This is a genomic window from Hydrogenovibrio marinus (assembly GCF_013340845.1).
Classification (GTDB): domain Bacteria; phylum Pseudomonadota; class Gammaproteobacteria; order Thiomicrospirales; family Thiomicrospiraceae; genus Hydrogenovibrio; species Hydrogenovibrio marinus.
Map to the genome: position 1 here is coordinate 1,552,898 of NZ_AP020335.1, position 24,245 is coordinate 1,577,142.

Annotated in this window: 23 protein-coding genes; 2 read left to right on the plus strand and 21 right to left on the minus strand. The window is 43.1% G+C overall.

All coding sequences use genetic code 11. The features are described 5' to 3' along the window. The first annotated feature begins 14 nt into the window (after positions 1 to 14). Positions 15 to 989 (plus strand): helix-turn-helix domain-containing protein, encoded by a 975-nt coding sequence (locus HVMH_RS07465; protein WP_029909454.1) that lies wholly within the window; start codon positions 15 to 17, stop codon positions 987 to 989. Positions 990 to 1,011: 22 nt separating this feature from the next. On the opposite strand, the gene HVMH_RS07470 is transcribed toward HVMH_RS07465, so the two are convergent. Next, entirely contained in the window at positions 1,012 to 2,634 is a 1,623-nt protein-coding gene (locus tag HVMH_RS07470) for an MFS transporter (RefSeq protein WP_081822691.1), read from the minus strand. Positions 2,635 to 2,764: 130 nt separating this feature from the next. Between HVMH_RS07470 and HVMH_RS07475 the strand changes: the two genes are divergently transcribed. Further along, the gene (locus HVMH_RS07475; RefSeq protein WP_051622990.1) at positions 2,765 to 3,208 is read left to right on the plus strand and encodes a MarR family winged helix-turn-helix transcriptional regulator; all 444 of its coding nucleotides are present in this window, start codon (positions 2,765 to 2,767) and stop codon (positions 3,206 to 3,208) included. An 80-nt stretch (positions 3,209 to 3,288) separates the two neighbouring features. Here HVMH_RS07475 and fliN read toward each other — a convergent pair whose 3' ends face one another. From fliN to HVMH_RS07575, 20 genes are all read right to left on the minus strand, one after another. Continuing rightward, the gene (gene fliN / locus HVMH_RS07480) at positions 3,289 to 3,750 is read right to left on the minus strand and encodes a flagellar motor switch protein FliN (RefSeq protein WP_029909462.1); all 462 of its coding nucleotides are present in this window, start codon (positions 3,748 to 3,750) and stop codon (positions 3,289 to 3,291) included. After that, the gene (fliM, locus tag HVMH_RS07485; protein WP_029909464.1) at positions 3,743 to 4,762 is read right to left on the minus strand and encodes a flagellar motor switch protein FliM; all 1,020 of its coding nucleotides are present in this window, start codon (positions 4,760 to 4,762) and stop codon (positions 3,743 to 3,745) included. Before fliM ends, fliN begins: the two co-directional genes overlap by 8 nt. Before the next feature lie 21 nt (positions 4,763 to 4,783). Then, the gene (locus HVMH_RS07490; RefSeq protein WP_029909466.1) at positions 4,784 to 5,380 is read right to left on the minus strand and encodes a flagellar basal body-associated FliL family protein; all 597 of its coding nucleotides are present in this window, start codon (positions 5,378 to 5,380) and stop codon (positions 4,784 to 4,786) included. A 29-nt stretch (positions 5,381 to 5,409) separates the two neighbouring features. Continuing rightward, the gene (gene motB, locus HVMH_RS07495; RefSeq protein WP_081822692.1) at positions 5,410 to 6,390 is read right to left on the minus strand and encodes a flagellar motor protein MotB; all 981 of its coding nucleotides are present in this window, start codon (positions 6,388 to 6,390) and stop codon (positions 5,410 to 5,412) included. 29 nt (positions 6,391 to 6,419) lie between these two features. Continuing rightward, positions 6,420 to 7,271, minus strand: a complete 852-nt coding sequence (gene motA / locus HVMH_RS07500; protein WP_029909471.1) for a flagellar motor stator protein MotA — start codon at positions 7,269 to 7,271, stop codon at positions 6,420 to 6,422. Positions 7,272 to 7,302: 31 nt separating this feature from the next. Next, a complete protein-coding gene (locus tag HVMH_RS07505; RefSeq protein ID WP_162174176.1) occupies positions 7,303 to 8,310 on the minus strand; it encodes a methyl-accepting chemotaxis protein in 1,008 nt (335 codons plus the stop codon). An 18-nt stretch (positions 8,311 to 8,328) separates the two neighbouring features. After that, a complete protein-coding gene (locus HVMH_RS07510) occupies positions 8,329 to 10,137 on the minus strand; it encodes a flagellar hook-length control protein FliK (RefSeq protein WP_029909475.1) in 1,809 nt (602 codons plus the stop codon). An 87-nt stretch (positions 10,138 to 10,224) separates the two neighbouring features. After that, the gene (fliJ, locus tag HVMH_RS07515; RefSeq protein ID WP_029909479.1) at positions 10,225 to 10,674 is read right to left on the minus strand and encodes a flagellar export protein FliJ; all 450 of its coding nucleotides are present in this window, start codon (positions 10,672 to 10,674) and stop codon (positions 10,225 to 10,227) included. A gap of 11 nt (positions 10,675 to 10,685) precedes the next feature. Next, positions 10,686 to 12,026 carry a flagellar protein export ATPase FliI gene (fliI, locus tag HVMH_RS07520; RefSeq protein ID WP_029909482.1) on the minus strand — a complete coding sequence of 447 codons (1,341 nt, stop codon included), beginning with the start codon at positions 12,024 to 12,026 and terminating at the stop codon, positions 10,686 to 10,688. Between the two features lie 12 nt (positions 12,027 to 12,038). Further along, positions 12,039 to 12,890 (minus strand): FliH/SctL family protein, encoded by an 852-nt coding sequence (locus tag HVMH_RS07525; RefSeq protein ID WP_035628843.1) that lies wholly within the window; start codon positions 12,888 to 12,890, stop codon positions 12,039 to 12,041. Positions 12,891 to 12,893: 3 nt separating this feature from the next. Continuing rightward, a complete protein-coding gene (gene fliG, locus HVMH_RS07530) occupies positions 12,894 to 13,913 on the minus strand; it encodes a flagellar motor switch protein FliG (RefSeq protein WP_051622991.1) in 1,020 nt (339 codons plus the stop codon). A gap of 6 nt (positions 13,914 to 13,919) precedes the next feature. After that, positions 13,920 to 15,614, minus strand: a complete 1,695-nt coding sequence (gene fliF / locus HVMH_RS07535) for a flagellar basal-body MS-ring/collar protein FliF (protein ID WP_029909487.1) — start codon at positions 15,612 to 15,614, stop codon at positions 13,920 to 13,922. Positions 15,615 to 15,635: 21 nt separating this feature from the next. Then, on the minus strand, positions 15,636 to 15,968 hold the full coding sequence (gene fliE / locus HVMH_RS07540; protein ID WP_029909489.1) for a flagellar hook-basal body complex protein FliE: 333 nt from the start codon (positions 15,966 to 15,968) through the stop codon (positions 15,636 to 15,638). Between the two features lie 172 nt (positions 15,969 to 16,140). Beyond that, on the minus strand, positions 16,141 to 17,526 hold the full coding sequence (locus HVMH_RS07545; protein ID WP_029909491.1) for a sigma-54-dependent transcriptional regulator: 1,386 nt from the start codon (positions 17,524 to 17,526) through the stop codon (positions 16,141 to 16,143). Further along, entirely contained in the window at positions 17,523 to 18,713 is a 1,191-nt protein-coding gene (locus HVMH_RS07550; RefSeq protein WP_029909493.1) for a sensor histidine kinase, read from the minus strand. The genes HVMH_RS07545 and HVMH_RS07550 overlap by 4 nt, the downstream gene beginning before the upstream one ends. Positions 18,714 to 18,728: 15 nt before the next feature. After that, complete coding sequence (locus HVMH_RS07555) at positions 18,729 to 19,835, minus strand: sigma-54 interaction domain-containing protein (RefSeq protein ID WP_051622992.1); 1,107 nt, start codon at positions 19,833 to 19,835, stop codon at positions 18,729 to 18,731. A gap of 111 nt (positions 19,836 to 19,946) precedes the next feature. Continuing rightward, positions 19,947 to 20,243: a flagellar protein FliT gene (locus HVMH_RS07560; RefSeq protein WP_029909499.1), complete on the minus strand. Its 297-nt coding sequence runs from the start codon at positions 20,241 to 20,243 to the stop codon at positions 19,947 to 19,949. Then, complete coding sequence (gene fliS, locus HVMH_RS07565) at positions 20,236 to 20,688, minus strand: flagellar export chaperone FliS (protein ID WP_029909502.1); 453 nt, start codon at positions 20,686 to 20,688, stop codon at positions 20,236 to 20,238. Before fliS ends, HVMH_RS07560 begins: the two co-directional genes overlap by 8 nt. A 36-nt stretch (positions 20,689 to 20,724) precedes the next feature. Beyond that, positions 20,725 to 22,776: a flagellar filament capping protein FliD gene (gene fliD, locus HVMH_RS07570; RefSeq protein WP_029909505.1), complete on the minus strand. Its 2,052-nt coding sequence runs from the start codon at positions 22,774 to 22,776 to the stop codon at positions 20,725 to 20,727. Between the two features lie 217 nt (positions 22,777 to 22,993). Then, the gene (locus HVMH_RS07575; RefSeq protein WP_029909510.1) at positions 22,994 to 23,809 is read right to left on the minus strand and encodes a flagellin N-terminal helical domain-containing protein; all 816 of its coding nucleotides are present in this window, start codon (positions 23,807 to 23,809) and stop codon (positions 22,994 to 22,996) included. Between the last annotated feature and the right edge of the window lie 436 nt (positions 23,810 to 24,245).

A 24,245-nucleotide genomic window follows, 5' to 3' on the forward strand; every position in this document is an offset into this window, starting at 1 on the left:
TGGATTCGATAAATATGAAATTTACAGAGCACCAAAAAGATACGCTTTCCGCACTCAAAAAGTGCGTTATTGAGACGATGGATATTGACCATCAAGCAGACAGCTTGACGAATTGGTCTCAAGCATATGATCAGATCAGTAATGGAAAGTTCTATGGGCGTACTGAAAAGATCGAGAGCGATCACGTCCATATTTTTCAAGAATACACCAGCAACGCGTTACACCAGGATTGCCAACTCTGGTCGAATGCCATATGGTTTGGTATCCCCTTTCAAGATCAGAAAGACAGTAGAATCAATGGGCAATTAATCAGCAAAGATACCATTGCCTGCCATGTCGGCGACCAAGAGTTTGAGTTAGTAACACCCGAAGACTTTTCGATCTATGGTGTTGTATTAGAAGAAACCGCCTTAAAATCGATCGCCGAAAAACAAGGCGTTGATTTGCTGAACAGTCCACTTTATAAGTCTCTTCAGTTCCGTGTTACGCCAGAACAAAACTTGTTACTTCAAGCATTGCTAAAACGTTTTATGATCCAGTCAGAAAAATATGTCATCTCCGAAAAAATCAAACAAGACTTTCTCGTTACCGCCATTATTAATGCATTGCCTGAGGAACCAGATGGCGCCTCTAACCTAATTCCTAGCTATCAACATAGAAAGGCCGTGGTTGATAGAGTCAAAGCTTACTTGAATGAATGCCGGAATGATGTGCCCGTTACCATTACCGAGCTGTGTGAGATTGCCTATGTGAGTCGCCGAACGCTTCAGTACAGTTTCGAAACTATACTGGGCTGTAGCCCTCTCAAGTTTTTGAGAACCATGCGTTTGAATCAGGTAAGACGAGCTTTAAAGGAAGCTAAAGAAGACCAGTCCATTGCAGATATTGCCTCTTACTGGGGGTTTTGGCACGCGGGACAATTCAGCAAAGACTACAAACAGCTTTTCGGTGAAACCCCTTCCGAAACCACCCAGCGCCCACACCGCTGATAAGGTATTCCTCAAACCAACTCTACTGAATTACGAGAAAAGGGCTTTGACCTCCTCGTGTCGACGCCAATGTCTTTACCTTGTCTTTCATACCTTTAGGCAGCATCAAATAGCCTGGCTGAACTTTATGAAGAATGGCTTCAAGACTGTCATACAGGCGAACCTTTGAAGACTCAACAACCTCTCCTTCCGCATAAACACCTTTATCTTCAAAATGACATAGCGCTTTCTTTAAAAGCTTTTCCGATGCTTCATAAGATTCCGGCTCTGCAATGTCTTCGTCAAACACATCATAAGTATGGATATATGCAACATGAACGAATAACTTCCGACTCTTGGCTTGTTCAACCGCTCTATCCAATAATGATTCCTCTGCCTTATCGAAAATAACCAAAAGCAGTTTTTCCTTTCCCTTTTGCCCAGCAATCATCGCATCATGAATGGTACTTTCAATATAATTTTGCGCAAACCTTCCAAGTGAAGCTCTACGCGCAAATAAAATACTTGGCGCAATAAGCAGTGCAATTGCAGCGATGATAAATGCCCATTGACTGCCAAAATGTTGCGCAACCAAAGGGGCTGAAAAAGGTGCTATCACTCCTGAAAACCAGCGAACAAAATTATAGCCCGCCGACGCCACATGTTTTTCAATCTCGGAAACCTCTAGAGCCATCTCGGTATAAACCGTATTACAAATACCAATCAACGCACCAGAAGCAATCACCGACACAATAATGTCCGTCTTATCACCGAAAGCGATGACCAGTAGCAGAAAACTAAAGGTTAAGAGTATTGCAAATAGGATTTGAAGCCCACTGAATCGCATTTGTAACCTAGGGGCGACAATCACTGAAAACAATGCCAGCAAAACGCCCCATCCGAAGAAAATCATCCCCACCGCATGGGCAGACATATCTAACACAAAAGGTACAAAAGCCAGCACCGTAAAAAAGGCATAGTTGTAGAAAAATGCACTGGAAGCCGTTGTCAACAAACCACTATGCCCCAGCGCCTTGATTGGTTCCAATATGGATGTCTTTTTCACAGGCAACGGCTGCTTAGGTAACCATAACCAAATCGCAATAAAGCCTATTGTCATTAAAACGGCCGTACCAAAGAATGGATAACGCCACGAGTGAGCGCCGAGAAAAGCTCCCAATAATGGTCCGGCGGAAATACCCAAGCCAAGTGCCGACTCATACATCAAAATTGCAGCCACGGTTCCGCCACGAGATGATGCCACAATGACGGATAATGCAGTCACAACAAACAATGCATTACCAAACCCCCAACCCGCACGAAACCCCACCAACTCAGTCACCGATGATGACATACCAGATAGCGCAGAAAAAACAATAATGAAAAAGGCGCCGAGCAGCAACGTTTTGCCGCCCCCTAAACGACTGGAGATAAATCCGGTGAATATCATCATCACTGATGTGACGAAAAAATAGCTGGTAAACAATAAAGAAACTTGTGTCGGTGTCGCATTCAACCCTTTGGAGATGGAAGTCAAAATTGGATCAACCAACCCTATCGACATAAACCCCACTACGGCAGCAAAAGCCGTTGCCCAAACAGCCTTTGGCTGATTGAGGAAGTTTGGCGCTTTTGAAGTTTGACGCAAAGACGCTTCACTTGACATGTACTTACCCTAAAAACTTAATATCTGTATTATACAGATTATAATTTATTTCATCCTGATTGAACAACGCAAAATTTCATTGCCAATTTTTGATATATTGAATTTACAAGGAAAGCGAAAAGGAACTACTTTGACACCTGACCAATATTTATCCGCGGAATCACTAGAAAAAGAAATGGCATTACTAATGCGTTTACTGGAAGCCTTGAACCGAAGACGAAACTATCCTCTTGAGCGTTCTCACTACTTACTGTTACTTCAAGTTCAGGCAGAAGCTAAGAAAATCAATGATCTTGCTGCAATATTGGCATTGGATGCCACTACGGTTACAAGACAGGTGACGGCAATGCAACTTAATGGTTTGGTCACGAAAGAAAGTGATCCGTCGGATCGCCGCATTACTTGGGTGACTTCGACAGAAAAAGGGAGAACACTCGCCAGTGAAATGCGTGAAATCCGCATTCACCGCATCAATGAAATGTTTAAGGAGTGGACGCCACAAGACAAAGATACTTTTTCCAAGATGCTTGGACGATGCAACGAATCTTTGTATAACCGCTTGGCGGAAATGTAACCCCCAACCTGGCAGATTTTGTGTTTTTAAGACAATAAAAAAGCGGCCGAAGCCGCTTTTTTTATGCAATATCAGAAAAGTTATTTAAGCTTTTTGATTCGCTCTTGTGGGCTAACTACATCTGTGAGACGCACACCGAACTTATCATTGATAACGACAACTTCACCGTGTGCAATCAATGTGCCGTTCACAAGTAAATCCAAAGGCTCACCCGCCAAACGATCCATCTCAATGACAGAACCTTGCGTATAAGAAAGCAGGTTACGAATCGACACTTTGGCTCGACCGATTTCAAGCTGAAGTGTTACCGGGATGTCAAGTAATACATCCAAATCAACCTTCTCGCCACCTTCTCCACGACCTTTTTCAAGAGCGTCAAAGGAAGCGGCATCAATGTCACCTTGCGAAGTGGCTTCAGCGTCGGCTTGCTCAGCTAATGCCGATCCCCATGGATCATCATCAGTCGCAGTCGATGAACCTTCAGCATCCGCTTGTTCTGCAAGTGCATCACCCCATGCACTCATGTCATCTTGATCACTCATCGTACCATTCCTTTACGTTTTCTATCATTCGTTCCGAATAAGCTGGATGGTGGAGAATTTCTTCTACCTTCACCGCCTTCTTATCATTGCTTTCGCCCAGTTTACCTTTAACAAAAGCAATACCTTCAGCTTTGACGGCAACTCTATCCGGCATTTCAATCGGAATAATGTCGCCTTTTTCCATTTTCATGAGGTCATCCATGTTCATCTTAAGCTCAGCAAGATTAACGGAAACTTCGACCTCAATGTTCTTGGCTTCTTCTTTAAGTGTGCGAGACCAACGGTTATCAGACTCACCTTGAAGGTTAGACATCCCTTCTTCAAGCTTATCTCTTACCGGCTCCAACATCGCATAAGGCATGACAATGTCGACACGGCCTTCGACCCCTTCAAACCTCACGTTGATTGGGCTAACGACAATCATGTCGGTCGCTTCAACGATACTGGCAAACTTAGGGTTCATTTCCGAGTGCATGTAATCGATTTCAATATCCATTACAGGCCCCCAAGCTTTTCGGAGGTTATCGGAAGAAATATCCAGGATGCTTCTTACCATACTCATTTCGACCGGCGTATATTCACGACCCTCGATTTTGAATGGCAGAAGTCCCGTACCACCAAAATAGATATCTACCGCGGTAAAAATCAGCTTTGAATCGAGTGTGAACAAAGACACACCGTTCAATGGATTAATACGATAGATATTCAAGCTCGTCGGTACAAACAAGTTACGAAGGTAGTCAATCATCTTGATAATTTTCACTTCGCCCGCAGTCACTTCAACACTCGACATAATCATCTCGTTGAAGTGTCTTTGGAACCCTCGTGCAAACCTTTCGTTGATAATATCCAACGCAGGTAAACGACCACGAACTATCCTTTCTTGGTTAGTAAAGTCATAGACTTTGGCAGACGTCGCTTCAGAAGAATCATCATCTTCTGTATCGATGTCACCACCGCCCATACCCCTTAATAGGGCATCGACTTCGTCTTGACTTAATATATCTTCCATTTCTTTAAATCCAGTTCTCTATTACTGCATTACAAAACGATCGAAATATACCGCTTCAAGCAAATCAGGATAAATATTGTTTTTTTCCAAATCCGCTTTGGCAATCTTCAAAATCTTATCAGCTAAAAGCTGTTGTCCGTTGTCTTGGTTCAACTCTGTGTAGGTCTGAATTCTCAACATCGCCGTAATGTCATTTCGCAGCATAGGGCGGTAGTTTTCCAAGTCTTTTACCAACTGTGGGTAATGCGTCATGAATTTAATGGTTACTGCTAGGAACTTAGCTTGCCCTTGACCTTTGAAGTTCACAACAAAAGGCTCCATCGCAAAATACTGCGGTGCTGCCCCTGGCTCTGGTGGATCATACTGCTTGTATTTAGGAGAATAACTACGGACAACACCGTCTTTCACTTCTTCTTTTGCATCTCCATGTTCGGCAGAAGCGTGTTGTGCGGTTGCTGCCGCATCACCGCCACCTTCATGGTTTTTGGATGTCAAAAGGAAAAAGGTCAATACCCCAATCCCAATTATTAGCAAAATCATTACCACCAAGAGAATGATAATAATGCCTTTTCCACCACTTTTTTTCTCTGTCGATTCTTCTTTTGCTTCTTCCGCCATAGCTTTTCCCTTATTGCTTTACAACCAAATTAATGTGATGCCGGTGCGCCGGTCACTGGAGGAGAAATAGGTTCTTGTACCGGATTCACCTGTGGTTTGGTAGCATCCGTCGTTGTTTGAGTTTCCGGAGATTTTGACAAATCCTTTGACAAATCTTCTACCCCCGGAGCGTCGCTCAGACTTTTCAGCCTATCTTCCGCTTCTTTATTCAAGACGACAATACTAATCCGTCTATTCCGAGGATTATACGGATTTTCCTTATCAAATGGCACCGTATCTGATAACCCTACTACTTGTGCGATTTTTTTAGGGTTAACCCCTCCATCAATCAAAAGTCGTCTCGCAGCATTTGCTCTATCAGCGGACAACTCCCAGTTGGTATAAGCTGCATTCGAATGATAGCTTGATGAATCCGTATGCCCTGCAATACTGATTCGATTTTGTGTTTTTGACAACACCTGTCCCACTTCTTCAAGCAATTTCGCCGCATAATCTTTAGGTAAATCAACCCCAGATTCAAACATCGGCTTTTTACGATCATCCAGCACCTGTATTTGCAACCCATTAGGCGTCAAATCAATCTTAAGCTGGTTCTTTAATTCTTTTAACGTCGGACTGTCATCTATCTTCTGATCAATCTGTTGTTTCAAATCCAACATTTGAGCCGCTTCAGCTTTCTTCTCTGCAGCATCAATATCTTTTCCGTCATCTTCAGAATGCTGCGGTGCATCCTTGAAGCCGCCCATATCAATAACTGAATTAGAGCTTTGCCCAGCTTCCTTGGACTTCACCAACACATTTGGCGAAGCTTCAATGACACTTGGATCGCGGAAATATTCGGCCATCGCTTTCATTTCTTCGTCATTGACACCACTCAATACCCATAGCATCAAAAAGAACGCCATTGCGGCCGTCATAAAGTCGGCGAATGCAACCTTCCATGCTCCACCATGTGCACAGTGCGGGCATTTTGTCAGGCGTTTTATAATTATTGACTGTTCATCAGCCATAGGTCTTGTCCCAGTTTAATCAGCAGCCTCTATTTTAAGGTTTGCAAGAATTCATCCACTTCCTGGAAGTTAGGTCTATTGACTCCAGGCACGGCTTTTCTTCCGAACTCAATCGCAATTTGAGGTGCATAACCATTCAAGTTTGCCATCAAACAAGCCTTGATGGTTCCATAAAAAGCACCTTCATCATTTGCTCTGTTAGCCAAATCTGCAGAGATCGGCGCGACAAAACCGTAAGCAGCCAAAATACCGAGGAATGTCCCTACCAATGCCACAGACATATGATGGGCAATTTCCAAAGGCCCTGCATCCAAGTAACTCATCGTCACGATAATCCCTAGTACCGCAGCAACGATACCGAAACCAGGCAAAGCTTCTGCCACTTTCCCAATGGCTTCAGATGGTGCCAACGCTTCGTGGTGATGCGTATCCATCTCTAGGTTCATCAAATCTTCTAACTGATAAGGGTTACTCGCACCGGAAATCATCAATCTCAAATAGTCACAAATAAAGTCGACAACATGGTGATCCGCCATGATCTTTGGTGACGAATTAAACAACTCACTGGCATGCGGGTCTTCAACATCCGCTTCAATCGCCATCAATCCTTCTCTTCTTGCTTTGTTAAACAATCTGAACATCAACCCCAACAACTCCATATAGGTGTCTTTGTTGTAAGGAGAAGGTTTTGCAAGCCCCAAAGCTGCTGAGAAACTCTTTTTAATAACCCAGCCCGGATTCGCAATAACGAAAGCACCAAATGCACTACCACAGATGATCACAACCTCTAATGGTTGAATCAGGATACCAACGCTCCCGTGAGGTAAATAACCTCCTAGAAGACATCCTATTACCACCAATGTGCCGACAATTGCTTTCATTTAGAAAATCCCGTTAACTCAATCTTTTAGTTTAAATTTCCGCGACTGCTTGTTGTAACTCTGTCTGAACCGATTTCAGTTTATCCAACTGCTCATTAATATCACACAGTAGCTCATTGACGTTCGCAGCTTGGGATCGAGTCAATTCCACTTTGTCCTTCCCGTTGCTCATTACTTCCACCGCATTACGGGCACGTTGTTGCAGTTCCTCAATAATGCCTTGGATTTCAGTTGTAGCCTGTTGTGTTTTCCCTGCTAATAAACGTACTTCATCGGCAACAACGGCAAAGCCTCTTCCATGCTCACCTGCACGTGCTGCCTCGATTGCAGCATTTAGCGCCAATAAGTTTGTTTGTTCTGCGATGTCTCGAATCAGCACCAATACTGTTCCGATATTGTTGCTGTCTTCTTCAAGCTTGATAATAACGCTTGATGCTTGATTGACTTCCTCAGTCAAACCACCAACTTCTGAAATAACCTTAGAAGCGGAATCCATCCCAATTTTGGTACCTTCTCCCATCTTCGCAACCGCGTCAGAAAAATCGTCGGACAATTCTACCAATTTTGCCCCGACTTCTGCATCCATACAGGGTTTAGCTTCCAACTCTTGGTTTTGCTGTTGGCAAAAGGCAAGCGTGTCATTCAAAGATCCAATCTCTGATTGCAAGTTACTGATCTTAGCGTTTGCTTCATTCAGCGCTTCATCTTTTTCAGCAACCTGTGCTTGAAGCTTCACCATCAATTCGTTGATGGAGGATAGCAACTTCGGATCAGAAGAGGATGACGTTACTTTTGAAGAATAGTCAGCCTCAGAAACCACTTTGTTAATATTCGCTACCAGTTCAGACTGGTCACAAACACCCGCACGGTTACACCAGAATAAGTAAACCAGTGCTCCGGCAATTACTGCCGCGACGATAACAGCAATGACAACAATGCCCATGGTCGATTGTCCTAACATCTCTGAACCTCCTGCATAGGCCGTTGGCAAAAAGGCCATAGCGGCTAAGCTAAAACAAAACTGTATAAAACCTTTCATAACACTCATTCCTTTCGGCTATGCATAATAATCAATCAAACCATCGGTTTGTTTGACAATAACTGGCGCGCTTTCATGTTCACTTTCATCTGCTGAAAGAGATTGTCCGAAAGTTTTGCCTTGTTGATTACCTTGTTCATTATTCTGTTGTTGCGCTTCAAACTGGCTATCCTGATTCACATCTATCGAACCTAGGTCAATACCCGCCGAATCAAACATTTCCCTCAATTTTGGAATGGCCGCTTCCATCGTTTCTTTGGTCATATGATGGTGCGCCGACATCGCAACATGAACTTGCTGATTCTTATCTAAGTGTAATTTTATTTGAACAGGCCCTAATTTTTCAGGGTTTAACGTAATTTTTGCTTCCTGAACTTTGTTGTTAGCCATGTAAATCATGCGCTGACCTAAAGCTTGGCTCCACTGCGGAGAACGCAGTGAATAAACGATTCCCTGCATGCCTGGTGGCAATTGCGCTTTGTTATCAAACCCTAAGCCACCTAGAAGCTTTGATGAGTCAGAAGACGTTGAGTCGGCTCCCATAGACAAGTCATTAAAGTTCTTCACCGCTGCTTGCTGCACGGCGGCTTGATGAGCTTGCATCTGAGACTGAACAAATTGGTTCAACAGGTTGCTCTGGGACGATGGATTACCTTGCCCATTTTGAGAAAAACTTTGTTGTCCGCCACCTTGTTGTCCAGATTGAGAATTCAATGAATTATCTGAACTTGAAGTTGTCGCACTAGACACTGTAGTAGTGCTCGTACTAGTAGTCGTCGCACTAGCAGTAACTTGGTTTCCTGTATATTGAGAAGCCATTGCCACCTGTGATTTGTCGGTAGCAGGAGTAGCTGCTGTTGCGACTTCAGCAGTAATAGCTGGATTAGGAGTACTTTGAACAGAAGCGGCTGGCGTGCTCGCCTGATCATTATTTACAGCATTTACTGTCAAATTCGTTTGGTGAGTATTTACCTTATGGCTGTCCACTAAGCTTTGCTGTACAGGTGTTGAGCTATTATCTACAACGTTCCTTTCTTGAGCCACTGGTGCGGGGGTAGCTACCTTACTCGCATCCACTCCCGTTGCTTTATTCGCATTTACGTTCACGTCCTGAGAGGCTACAACTTGCCCATTTGTCTTTTTATCAACAACACTCGGTGAAGGTTCATCATCTGCAGAAAGAGCAGCCACTGGCGCGCTTGTCGCGATGCTGCTTGAAACCGTCGTCACACTTTGAGTATTTGCTGCGCCAGCTTCATCAGTCTCTAGATTAGAAACATCAGTAACACTGCTGTCAGCGGCAACTGGTGATACAGAGGGCAAAGTCGCATTACCGTCTGTTTGCACAGGCACATTGACAAGCGCATCTGTGTCGACCGTATCTTTGCCGTCAGCTACTTCTGTTGAGGGCGGGGCAATGCCAGCGTCTTCTACCGAAATTGTTTCATCAGCTGGCGTTGAAGGAGATTGAGTTGAAACAGTTTGCGATGGACTGTCTTTAGAAACGGTTAATGGTGTGTCTTTCAAAGAAAGCTGAGGAAGTACATCATCCAGTGCTTTTTTTGCACTTTTGCTATCGCTATCGCTTTCTTTTATCTTTTTGTCAGTAGAAACTTGTTCAGTAGATGCAACCGCCTCTTTACCACTATCAGCTTCAGTATTGTGTTTCTCTACTGATTTAGAGGTTGGAATTGATTTACTTGAATGATTGCCCGCCATTAATAAGGCAAATGCATTAGCGCCTTTAGGCAAAGTTTGCCGCTCGACATTGCTTGTCTGAGGCTCTTTTTCGGAAATGGCATTTAATAGGCTAATTTGTCCATTCATAAACATGCTCTTTGCAATTGAGTTGGTGATTTTATCCATGTCAAAGCAACTAGCAAGCCAATTTCAGAAAATATTGAACAAACGAGATTAATCATCCAATTGATTTCTGAGAAAAAACTGTCTCCCGCTAAGGTCATCAAGAATTTTCTGTTCAGCCTTATCCATTTTAACATCATGATTTTTTTTAATTTTTTCGTAAAGTTTAACCAACGCTTGCTCTCGGGTCTTGAATTCAATCCAGGACTTTTCAGCTTCATCCGCAGCTTGATTAAGGCGCGCCACTTCTTCAGTTTGTTGGTCAATTGCCGTATTGAGCTTATCCAAAAACGCTTGGGTGGTATTCAACTGCTGTAAAGTTGTCGATTCTCTTCGGGTTAACTGCTGGATATAGTCAGATTGATAAGATTTTAGTGCCTCGATCTGGCTTTGATGCAGTGCAATCTGCTGCTGGATTCCTTTCAGATAAGTTGATGCTTTTTCAAGATCATCCTGAGCAAGTTCGACCAACTTTTTCATTCGTTCCAAACGTTTTAACATTGAAAATTACTTTATGAAACAACAGCTTTTAAGGATTGAACACTTTCTTCAATCGTGTATTTTTCACCGATATCTTGAGAAAGGAATTGATTAAAAATCGGGTGTTTGGCAATCGCCAAATCAATTTCTCTGTCACTTCCTTGGCGGTAGGCGCCAACGTTAATCAGATCGATATTTTTCTGGTAGTTAGAATATATCTGCTTAAAACGACGCGCCACACTGACTTGTTCCTTAGGAACAATATCAATCATCAGACGACTAATGGAAGACTCTATGTCAATGGCAGGATAACGACCTGAGTCAGCAATATCTCTTGATAACAGAATATGCCCATCCAACACCCCTCTTGCTGAATCCACAACAGGGTCGACATGATCATCCCCTTCAGCCAACACGGTATAAATTGCCGTTATGGAACCGCCGTTCTCAAAGCCATTACCCGCTCTTTCCACCAATTGTGGTAACTTTGCAAAAACCGAAGGCGGGTAACCTTTACTGGCTGGTGGTTCTCCAACTGCTAGCGCAATCTCTCGCTGAGCTTGAGCAAAGCGCGTTAAGGAATCCATTAACAACAATACCTTTTTACCTTTGTCTCTAAAGTACTCAGCTATCGCGGTTGCCAACATAGCTCCATGCATTCTCATCAAAGGAGAAACGTCTGCAGGCGTTGCAATAACTACTGCTCGCTTCAACCCCTCAGGTCCTAAATTATTCCTTACAAAATCATTTACTTCTCGACCACGTTCACCAATCAAACCAACAACAACGATATCGGCCTCCGTGTAGCGAGTCATCATCCCCAGCAGCACACTTTTACCAACACCGGTTCCTGCCATCAAGCCAACACGCTGACCTTTGCCAATTGTTAATAATGCATTGATTGCCTTAATACCGACGTCCAATGGTTCTTCGATTGGACTGCGCTCCAAAGGATTGATTTTCCTACCATGAAGCGGAACGCGATCCTCACAAACAACTGGTGATTTACCGTCCAAGGGTTTTCCAGCTCCATCCAACACTCGTCCCAACATAGCCTCACTAACCCCAACCTTGATACCACCAGGTATTGGTGTCACTTTTGCGCCTGACTCTAAGCCCTGAACATCGCCAATGGGCATCAAAAATAAACGATCACCATTGAACCCGACCACTTCAGCTTCAACATCACCATGTGATTGAGACTGAATTTGGCATCTTGAGCCAATAGGTGCATAAGTTCCTTCAACTTCAAGTGTCATTCCAACACTTCGAGTAAGTCGCCCTTCTACTCTCAAAGGGGAAACTTCAGGAATCTGCTCAATGAGTTCTGAGGTTTTGTGGGATAAATATTGATTGAAAAGCTGTTTAAGCATGGCATCTTCTCTCTATAGGTTAGGCGAAGAAGATGTTTCGTCTACAGTTTGTTCTTGATTAGCGTCTTCAGCTGAAGCCGTTGTTTCTTCGGGTTCCGAAAGTTTTTCTGCAATGGAATAGGTTTCCTCTAACAAGGTTTCCAACTGCTCTCGCCAATCGTTAACCAAGGTTGATGCATTCTGTTTAACCTTACAACTGCCGATAGAAATATTTTCATCCGCGATCAACACCCAATTGGTTCGAGAATCTTCCGCATAAGTTTCTACGATTTGTTTGTCTTCGGGATTCAAATGCACTTCTATCGGTTCAATCTCATTTGGAAGACGATTAACCGATTTTTTTACCGCTTCAAGAACCCAATCCTGGTGCTGAACGATTTCCTTCTCAACGACTTTTTTGGCAATTTCAATCGACAACGCGGCTAACTGGGCAAATACTTGCTCCGTTATACGTTGATAAGGTGCAACCATGAATTCTGCAAGTTCTTGCAAAGATTTGACCTGAGGAGTTAGACGTTCTTCGGCTTCTTTCTGAGCTTGGCTTTTGCCTTCTAATCGCCCTGCCTTAACACCCTGCTGGAACCCTTCTTCATAACCCTTCTTCTGAGCTTCTTCGTAGGCTTGCCTTTTAATCAATATGGATTGTTCACGAACTTGAGGCTCCACTTCTTTACGAAGCTTTTCTAGCACATCATCACGAATTTTTTGATGTTCCTGTTTTGCCTGTTCTTCTAGGTTGGCAAATTTCCAGGCTTTTACCTCGGGAGCATTGAAAGCATCCGAACTGATTACGGTCGCTTGAGGAATATCTTCTTGTTCATCAATGCTTGACGACACACCTTCCTTTTCAGTCTCCATCGACATAGATTATACAAACTCCTCACCACCGCCAGGCATAACGATCTTATCTTCGTCTGCCAAACGCCTAACCGTTTGAATAATAGATCTTTGCGCATCTTCAACATCGCTGAGTTTGACTGGCCCACTCATTTCGAGCTCTTCTTTCAACATTTCAGCCTGACGTTTAGACATGTTACCAAGGAATAGGTCGATCATATCTTGATCCGCACCTTTCAATGCAACCTTAAGCACTTCATTCGGTACTTCGGAAAGAATTGTCTGAACACCACGAGGTTCAATGCCACTAATATCTTCAAAGACGAACATTTTGTCTTGAATCGCTTTACTGATATCTTCATGTTCAACCGCAATATCGTCCAACACACGTGAATCAATACCACTACCAACAAAGTTGAGGATTTCCGCCGCTTTTTTCTCACCGCCAATTGTTGCCAGCTTACCACCTTCACCATCACTTGATGCATTTTGAATAACATCATTCAAATCAAATAGTGCTCTAGGCTGAATAGTGGTTAACGTTGCAATACGATAAACAATTTCCGATTGGAACCGCTCCGGCAAACCTCTCAGGATTTCAGCGGATAATTCTGGATCAAAGTAAGACAAAACAATCGCTGTAACCTGAGGGTGTTCATTGCGCAACATATTGGAGATAGTTGATGGATGCATCCATTTCAATGCTTCCAAGCCCTTAATTTGATCTCCTAACATCGCGGCATCCATCAAACCGCCGCCGCCGTCGCCAAGTGCATCTACCATCAACGACTGCGCATACTCGGTAGGGTTAACACCAAGTGCATCTTCCCCTAACTCATCCATAAAGTCATGCATGACATAATGGATATCACTGTGAGAAACATCCGTCACACTTGTCATCGCTGTACCGATTTGCTGGACTTCTCTCGGGTTCAAATGCGCCAACACTTTAGAGGCCGTATCTTTACCCAAAGCCAACAGTAGAATGGAAGCTTTTTCCAAACCAGTCAGTTCTTTTTCTTCAACTTCTTCAATATTTGACTTAGGCATGACTACTTACCTTTTTTCCGACGGCTTCATCCATTGCTTAATAATATGCGATGCCACTTTCGGGTTGGCTGCAACAATGGCTTTAACTTTCTCAATAACTTCTTTCTCTTCCTGAGACTCTTCTTGTACTTCTTCTGCGGTCGCTTTAACCTCTTCATTCATCTGTTCAAGCGCTTTAGAAATCTCGTCTGCATTTTCCAGCTCTTCTTCTTCCAGAGGAACATTTTCTAGGTAATCGTTAAAGGCTTCGTCTTGTTTCGACAAATCCCTCAACATCGGACGAATCACACCGAAGATGATGATCAACACCGCAAGACCTGCAAGCACTTGTTTGACCAAATTCCAGAACCATGATTGTTCCCAAATCTTAGGTACTTCATATGACTGCTGAACTTCTGGCGCAAAGGCAGCATTGACAATACTTAATGTATCACCACGAGTTTCATCAAGCCCAACCGCATCACTAACCAATTGACGATAACGTTTCAATTCGTCTTCCGTCAGCGGTTTCTTACTGGTCTTACCTTCAGCATCTACATCTGTTTTATCATCGATAACCACAGCAACGGAAAGACGTCTGATAGAACCGACTGCATTTTTGATATGTGAAACCGTGCGATCCAACTCATAGTTTTTAGTGGTTTTTTCTTTTGAGCTTTGAACACCACCAGAAGCACCTGAAGATTTATAACCCGTTTCTGGTGCCACACCAGCTCTTGGTGGTTGGTTGGTTAACGCACCTGGGATTCCGCCTGGATCAGGCTTATTATTCACTTCTTTGATTTCTTGCTCAGAGCGAATAGCTTCGGGATCAGGCTGATAGTTTTCCCTTGTTTGCTCTTGCTGAGTAAAGTCCATCTCCGCTGTCACCTGGGCACGGACTTTATGATTACCACCCACAATCGGAGACAGTAACTGGGTAATTCTGCGTGATAAGGTATCTTCGATTTGTCGTGTATAAGCCAATTGCTTCAAGCTCGTACTCATACCACCGATTTGCTGATCGCTCGTCAACAAGTTACCCTGCTGATCGACCACCGTCACATTTTTCGGTTGCAAATTGGGAACACTTGACGACACCAAGTACACAATCGCGTTGACTTGTTCGTCATTCAAGCCTCGTCCTGGGTAAAGAGTCACAACAACAGAAGCGGTCGCATCTCTTTGCTTTCTGACAAAAACAGAACGTTTCGGCAGACCTAGCATGACTCTCGCCGACTTCACAGAATTGATAGTCTCTACAGACTTGGCCAGCTCACCTTCTAGTGCTCGGTGATACTGGGTGGTTTCTTTAAACTGAGAAATCCCATACCCCTGATCTTGGTCTAGAATCTGGTAGCCAGTAGGTGCTTGTTTAGGGAAGCCTTGAGCTGCAAGTTTAAGACGCAATGAATGCACAATATCATCAGGCACAAGAATCGCGCCGGATCCTTCATCTAACTTATAAGGGACTTTTTCCTGGTCTAATGTTTGAATGACTTCAGTTAGGTCTTTGGCGTCCATACTGCCAAATAAAAGCGTATAGTTTTTCGCCTGCGACCACAGAACAATCCCTACCGCTAGAGAAATAGCGGCAGCCAGCGCTATGACAAGGCTAACTTGTTTAGCAACGGACAAAGAGGTGAGGTTTTTAATGAGAGTCGATGCCGCTGACGGTTTAACCGTATTCAAGTTTGAATCCATTACAGGTTGTTCAGCCATCGACTACAGAATCCTTGTAAATTAAATCGGCATGTTCTTGATGTCTTTATAAGCTTCTACAAGTTTATTACGAACCTGTGTCATTGCTTGAAAAGACAAACTTGCCTTCTGTGCCTGAATCATGACTTCTGTCAAATCAACTTTATCACCGCGCTCAAAAGCATCTTTCAGCTCAGAAGCTTTATTTTGCTGTTCAGCTACCGCGTTCACAGATTGGGACAGAAGGTCGGCAAAATTTTCCGCACTCTTCATCCCCGTCGCTTGTTCAGCTGGCTGCGCAGATTTGGATGCAGCTTCAGAAGCAAGTGCTCGCATTTGCATCATTAAGCTTTGCGTATCAATTGTTTGACTCATTCTTTCAACCACTCCAGTGTCTACAATCAGCGTATTTAAGCATTCTATCTTAAATAAACTAACCGTCAATTTCTTTCAATTATGACACAATTCAGCAATTGACATGCCAAAAAAGTGTCAAATTTCCGACTTCAAAAATCTGCCAGGTTGGGGGCTCCCGACAAATGTCGAATTACATAACTTCTAAACCTTGTTCTTTGAATCTCGCCAATTTGTATCTAAGCGTTCTAGGACTGATATTCAAGGCCTCTGCCGTTTTTTGTCTATGGCCGTCGTTGGCTTTAAGCGTTTCTAAAATCAGCTGCACTTCTCGCTCTTTCAAATCCATAGACATAGGTTCTGATTCAAGCATATCATCCATTTCAGATGCTTCTTGCATAGAAACGGTTTTCGGAGCTTCCGAGGTTTCCTCTGGAGCAGCTGGGGCATACCGAGGAACATCATCCAACAAAATATCGTTTTCATGAATGGTATTACCAGACATCACAACCAAGGCGCGCTGAATAACATTATCCAACTCTCGAATATTACCCGGCCACGGATACTGTAACAGTGCTTTCATGGCAGGTGCTGACATCATGGGTTCAACACGACTATTACCACAGTGTCTTTGCAACAATCTTTCCGCAATCGCGGCAATATCCTTAGGTCGCTCTTTCAACGAAGGCAATTTAATTGGAAATACATTGAGTCGATAGAATAGGTCTTCACGGAAATCACCATTCATAATGGCTTTTTTCATATCAACATTTGTAGCGCTCAATACTCGGACATCCAAATCCACCGACTTCAACCCGCCAATACGCTCCACCTCCCTTTCTTGCAACACACGCAGTAGCTTGGCTTGCAGGTCAGCTTTCATCTCACCTATCTCATCAAGAAAAATGGTACCGCCCTGCGCTTGCTCGAACTTTCCAGGCATAGATTTTAAGGCTCCTGTGAAGGAGCCTTTTTCATAACCAAATAAAGTGGCTTCCAACATATTTTCAGGAATGGCTGCACAGTTAATCGCAATAAATGGTTGGTCTTTTCTTTTGGAATTATTATGAATAAAGCGTGCTAACACTTCTTTACCCGTACCACTTTCACCGGAAATCATGACACTGGCTTCACTGTCTGCAACCTTCTGCGCCATCGCTTTAAGCTGAATCATCGCAGGATCGGCCGTTACAAAATCCTCTGTACTGGAAGCATCACGATAAAAGTAGGCTTTGGCTTTTTCCACAAGAATATCGGCTTCAAATGGCTTCAGGATGTAATCCACTGCACCGGCTTTCATTGCTTCTACTGCCTGCTCAACCGTGCCATACGCAGTCATCAAAACAATCGGTAAATAGGGTTTGATTGCACGAATGCGTTTCATCAACTCGTAGCCATCCATAGAACCATCCATACGAATATCCGAGAACACCATAGCAATCTCATCATCCAAAGCGACTAGAGCATCTTGTGCAGAGCTCACCGCAACGACTTCAAATTTGTTCAACTCAAGCGTATCGACTAGAGCTTCTTGAAGTTTGCTGTCATCTTCGACAATCAAAATCTTTGCAATCGTCATGCAGCCTCCTTCGTTTGAATCAGTGGCAGTCTAATACCAAATGTCGCCCCTTTTCCCTGGACGGACATCACCCAAGCTTCGCCATCATGCGCTTCTGCCACCGCACGCACGACCGCCAAACCCAAACCGGTTCCCTGAGCACGACTTGTGTAAAAAGGTTCGAAAACCTTATTCAATAAGGTTTCATCAATTCCCGGGCCACGATCTGAAATTCTAATATCCACCATTTCTCTTTGGCCCTCTGTGATTTTTCTAACATCCACTGTGATATACGCATGCTTATGTACAACGTCTATCGCATTTATCACCAAGTTTTGTAATGCTGTCAAGAGCGCATCAGTATCGCCGACCACATAGAATTCTTCAGAAATCGTTTCATAGCGTATTTCGCTTTCCGACTGCTCTACACGACTTTCTACGGCGTGCTTAACATTTTCAATTAATTCTGCAATCTGAATTTTTTTATCATGAACACGCCCACCTTTTGCATATTGCAACATGTCTTTTATCAGGTTTTCAAGGTGGTGTAAGCTTTTCAAAGACTTGTCGACAAACTTTTGTCGCTTGTCATCATCCAGCTCTTCGGAGCCTAGTTGCGAAACATAGAGCAATGCAGAAGCTAAAGGGGTTCTGATTTGGTGAGCAAGTGAAGCAGCCATTTCACCCATTGAGCTTAAACGTTGATAACGACTGATATGCTGTTGTAAATTGCGCGCATCAGTCACATCTTGTATCAACAAAATCTTTCCAACTGGCTGAGAAGATTCTCTTTCCGTTTCCGAAAAGGTCAATACAGACTCTGAAAGCTGGTAGGCCATCCGATTGTGAGTTAACAATGTCCCCGCATCGTCTTGCATCAAAAATGCATTTCTCACCACAACATCCCATTGACGACCAATGGCATCTCGCCCAAGAATAGCGATAGCAGCAGGATTAAGGTCAATAATTTTTTGATCTAAATCCAGAACAATAACGCCCGCCGGCAAAAGGTTCAGGAGCTGCTCAAGACGCTCGCCGACTTTTTGTTTCTCTCTGTCACTCTCAGCTAGTTTTGTCTGAAGATCTTCAACCTGATTCTGTAAAGATTCATAGGCTTGCGTCAATTGCGAAGACGTTTGATTGAACAGCTCAAAGGCTGCTTCCAATTCGGCTAACCGTTTTTGTTCGAGTTCTGTATTTTCAGACACACACGACTCTTAAGTTTAAAGGTTAAATTTGCGAATTTTTTCAACCAACGTTGTTCTGTTGGTCTGTAAGAGTTTCGCTGCCTGCGAAACATTCCCATCTGTTTGTGCCAAAGCTCTCTGAATTAGCTGAACTTCCATTTCAACCAAATATGACTTCAAGTCCAAACCGGACTCTAAGTCAGGAATACGACCTAACCCACTCTCATAAACAACAGCCCCTTCTACACCGGGCAATTCTTCACTGTTACTCACTTCAGGAACATCAGTTTTTGATTCATCATCAGCGACTAACGCTTTATTCGAGGTAATTAATGAAGTATCACTCACCTTAATGAGAGAAGCATTTTCTTTTAGCTCAACTTGGTACTTTTCAGGAAGGTCATCATAGTCGACAGTGAGACCAGGAAATAGGATAGACAATCTTTCTGCAAGATTACCAAGCTCACGTACATTTCCAGGCCAAGAATAATTTTGCAAAGCAATCATTGCCCTTTCGGAAATGAGTGGTATCTCTCGGCTCATCCCTTTGATTTTTTGAAACATGAACTCGAACAAATCTGGAATATCTTCTGGGCGTTCTCTTAGAGCCGGCATTTCGATAGGGAAAACGTTTAAGCGATAAAACAAATCTTCCCTAAACTTGCCTTCAGAAATATTGTCTTCCAAATTTCTGTGTGTCGCTGCAATAACGCGTACATCGCACTCTAAGCTTCGCGTACCGCCCACACGCTCATAAATACGTTCTTGCAACACTCGCAACAGTTTGACCTGCATCGGCAAAGGCATGTCACCAATCTCATCCAGGAAAATCGTGCCTTTCTCAGCCATTTCAAAACGCCCTTTTCGAGCAGTAATCGCGCCGGTAAACGCACCTTTTTCATGACCGAACAACTCGGACTCTAGGAGTTCGCCTGGGATAGCGCCGCAATTGATAGGGACAAATGGCTTATCTGACCGAGCTGAAACCGTATGCAACGATTGTGCGACGACTTCTTTACCTGTGCCTGATTCACCAAGAATAAGAACTGTGGCATCTGTTTTCGCCACTTGAAGAATGAGTTTTTTGACTTTCTGCATGGCTGGCCCGTTGCCAACCAAAGAGGTTAAAAGTTCTTGAGACATCTAGTCGCCGTTCCGTTTTCGACATTTCCTACTTTATAGCGGTTTTTCAGCGGGATGTCAAAAATTTGGCACGATTTTTAAATTAAAAGAATGATCTTAGAAGTTTTAGGGTTATTTTAAGTAGCTATTCATTGCTTTCTGTTGCTGAATAACTCGTGAGAAATTATTTTCAATTTCAGACATACGGCTCTTGATAAGCCCTTGAATTTTATCGACATCTGCTATCAACTCCACCAAAATGCTTGCTAAAGCTTCAGCATCTTCTTGCGGAGTGATACCAACGAAACACTTGCCGATTTCATCTTCCCAAACAGGGTGAAGCTCAATGAACTCTTCCCATTCTTGATTTTCGGCATGCATAAGCATCAATTTTGAATGATGCAGGCACTGTACAACTTGATTATCCACGTCCAGCCTTCATTTTTTTAAGGTTACCCAACTGATCTTTAGTCGCAGACTTCATGTTGTCAGGCATCAAGTTCCAGCTATCACGCAAATTGCGAATCAAATCCATCACATCTGCTAGGGCTTCCAAATCGTTTTTAAAACTGACATGCAATAGTTTTTGGTTGATATAGCCATAAAGCTCCGCATAGTTGTTAGCAACCTCTCCACCGTTTTCCATATCCAACCCGCTACGCAATGTACCGATGATCAGAATGGCACGATTTAGATTGTGCGCTTTGGCTTCATAATCTTTACGCTCTACGGCACCTTTAGCATTCGCCATGGTCTCAAGCGCACCATCATACAACATTGAAACCAGCTTATGAGGAGACGCATTCTCTAAACCCGTTTCCAATGAAGTTTGTTGGTATTGGTTTAGGAATTTCTGTTTCATCAATGGATTCATAATACTTCCCTTGGTTTACTTCTGGCTATTGATTTATTATTTTCCAGTACTGCTGCTTAAAATGCCCGCTAAAGAGCTTGATAAAGACTGTCTGGTGCTATCCATTTGGTTCAACAATGTTTGCAAAGCACCAAACTGAGCTTGGTAACGCGCCAATATTTTGTTGTAGCGGTCATCGACTTTTGTTTGCTCTTCTTTCACCCTGTCAAGTTTGTCTTGAATATTCGATAAACGAGTTCCAATCAGACCCGTTGAAGTATCATTCAACCCTGAAAACAATTTTGTTAGTTTATCTGCATAACCACGGTTAAACGTAATGGTTCCACGAGCACCTGTTTGTGTACCGTCAACATTAAACTCTAAGCCTTTTGGAGAACCGGCCAAGATACTGTTAATTGTGACATCTTGCCCTTTCCCTATAAAAGTATAGAAGCTACCGTTTTGATCAAGCGACCCTTGAACATCTTGACCTGTCACCTGTGCAGTCACAGCTAAACCAGTTACACCAGATGTCAACAGTGTTCCACTATCCAACGACAAGGTAGATGCAGAACCATACTTATTCGTATTAATCGTGAATGCTTGAGTAGTCGTATCGTACTGAACGGACACACTACTACCACCGGCCTTAATCGCGCTATCATTATTAATTGCACTCGTGATCGCTGTTGCCAAATCATTTGGCGTATAGGTTCCTGCTGCAAGCGTTAATGTCGAAGAACTGGTTCCATCCACACTGACTTGCAAAGTGTTGTTTGTGTTGTCGATAGTGATATTACCGCCACCAGTCGCGCCGCCGGTAATAGAAGCCTGTGCCGCAGCAACGTTTACGGTCAGGTTATAAGTACCTTCAACCGTATCCGTCGTTGACCCTTTGTAAGTCACCAAGCTGTCGGTCGCTGTGGCATTTGCAGCAAACAATTTTCCAACCGCATCCGGGCTAGTTGCCAACGCATTAGATAACATGGTTTTATCTAGACTTAATGTCCCATCCAAGTTAGATGTAATACCGATATCAGCAAATGACTGGATAGCACCCGTAAGCCCTGGAATAGACTCAATCATTGATTGACGAATTTGGTTTTTAATTTCTCTTAATGCTGGGTCACCTTTCAACGCACCTGTTTGATCTCCCTGTACAGGGTTACCACTCGCATCTGTTGGTGGCTTGTCATAAGATCCTAGCGTTTTAAAGATATTGTCTAATGAGTTATATAGGTCAACAAAATCCGAAATGCTTTGATCTAACTTACTGGTATCTGAAGAAATCTGTAATGTTTTTGTTTGCCCTAGCGCTGAACCCTTCAAGTTCAAAGTCACGCCATCAATGATGCCTGAAACATTATTGGAAGCGCTATTAATGCTCAAGCCATTCAAGACAAAAGTAGCATCTTGTGCCGCTACGGTTTGATTCATATTGGCATTGATTAATTGTGATAGACCACTTGTATCAGTGTTATTACCATCAGAATCTGTTACTGAAACAGTGAACTGATTGCTCGCCCCTGTATTGGCCGATGAAAATACAAGCTTGTACCCTGTTCCAACATTAATTACGGAAGCTGTCACACCAATACCTGCAGCATTAACAGCGTCTCTAATGCCTGTCAAAGTATCATTCGTTGGGTCAATTGTCAGGTTGGTTGTCGTGCCGTTTGCAGTTATAGACAGAGTCCCTTGGCCAATCGCCGTCGCGGCTGAAGAATAAGCTGTTTGGGTTGCTATCGTTTGAGCAGTTGCAAGGTTTTGAACCTCAACCTGATAAGTTGCATTTGCAGGCGTACCTGTTACCGTCGCATCAATAACACTGGCGTCAGAGGACGTAATGGTTTTTTGCTGAAAATTTGAAAAGTCCGTTAGCGTTGAAATCTGCGAAGAAAAGCCTTCAAGCGCTTGCTTTAAAGTGTCAAAGCCGTTTTGAAGTGTTGTGTATTTGGTGTTTTGAGCATCCAGGTTCGCTCTTTGTGCTGCTACAGATGCTGTCGCTAATGTTTTCGTTATGGTTGTAACGTCAAACTTATTAGCTCCCAAAGAGTTTAATATGCTAGCACCAATTTCACTATTCGTTGGTGTTGTTGATGTGGTCATAACTTTTCTCCAGTCTCAAGGCGTGCAAGTTTTAATAACTTAACCGAGCTGCTCGTTGTTTTATTATAGCTCTTGATGACTAAATCGGCCAACTGAGCAATAACTTTAAACATAGAAGAAGACTTTTCAATATTTATTCATGGTTAGAGAAAAGCTTCTAAACAAATTATGCGCCAACTTAAACAAAAAAGCCCCTATCTGGGGCTTTTTTGTTTTGTTATTTCAACAGACCTAGAACGTTTTGTTGCGATTGGTTCGCTTGAGACAACATGCTCATACCTGCTTGTTGTAGGATCTGAGTTCTTGCTAAGTTCGCACTTTCAGTCGCAAAGTCTGCATCTTCAATTCGGCTTCTTGCCGCCATGATGTTTTCGTTTACGTTCTTCAAGTTCGATACGGTGTAGTCCAAACGGTTTTGTACCGCACCGTACTTAGCACGTGTCTTCGCAATCGATACCAACGCACCATCAACCTGTGACATTACACCAAGTGCAGATGCCGCTGTTTGAATAGTACCTGTTACACCTAATGCAGAAGCTGCTACACGCTTCAATGAGATTTTGATGGTGTTTTGTGAGGCTGTTTCCCAACCGGCTTGGATAGAAACAGTTTTACTAGATGCCATCAACTTAACACCGTTAAATTTGGTGGTTGAAGCAATACGCCCCATCTCGATTCTCAACTGAGAAACTTCAATGTTCATTTGTGAACGCTGAGCCGAGCTGTAGGTGGCGTTGGTTGCCTGAACCGCTAGCTCACGAACACGGTAAAGCATGTTTACCACTTCTTCCGCAGCACCATCTACAGTTTGCACCAATGAGATACCATCATTTGCATTACGGATAGCCATTGTGGTACCACGAACTTGTGATGTCATAGACATTACAACCGCTTTACCTGCCGCGTCATCCGCTGTTTTGTTGATTCTTAGACCGGAAGTCAAACGCTCCATAGAGGTTGACATTTCTTTTTGAGATCTGTCTAACAGACGTACTGCATTTTCAGATGCAATATTAGTATTAATCACTAACATGGTGATTCTCCTTGTGTGTGTTGTGTGTGTGTATCTTTTTATATATTTATGTGAGGCATTCTTTGCTGCCTTCAACTTATTTATCGGCAGTAAAACAAATGCTTTAGTTTTTTTACTAAAAAAAATCTATATTTTTTTCAACGACTTAGAAAAATCAATGAAAAATAATGCTTTGATCACACTGAATTAGATATGAAAAACAATGAGCATGGACGTACATGGCAAAATCTGCCAGGTTGGGGAAACGGAGGTCGTTTGGAAAAGCTAAAAGCGGGAATAAAAAAAACGGCAAGCCATTTCTGGACAATGCCGTTAACACACAAGGAAAACTCCTAAGCTAATATGATATAACTTTCGTTAGTTTTTATAAAGCTCTTAATCAGGGTCAACCCTTGAATTTTTACTCAATACTTCAATGCAACAATGCATCAGCTTT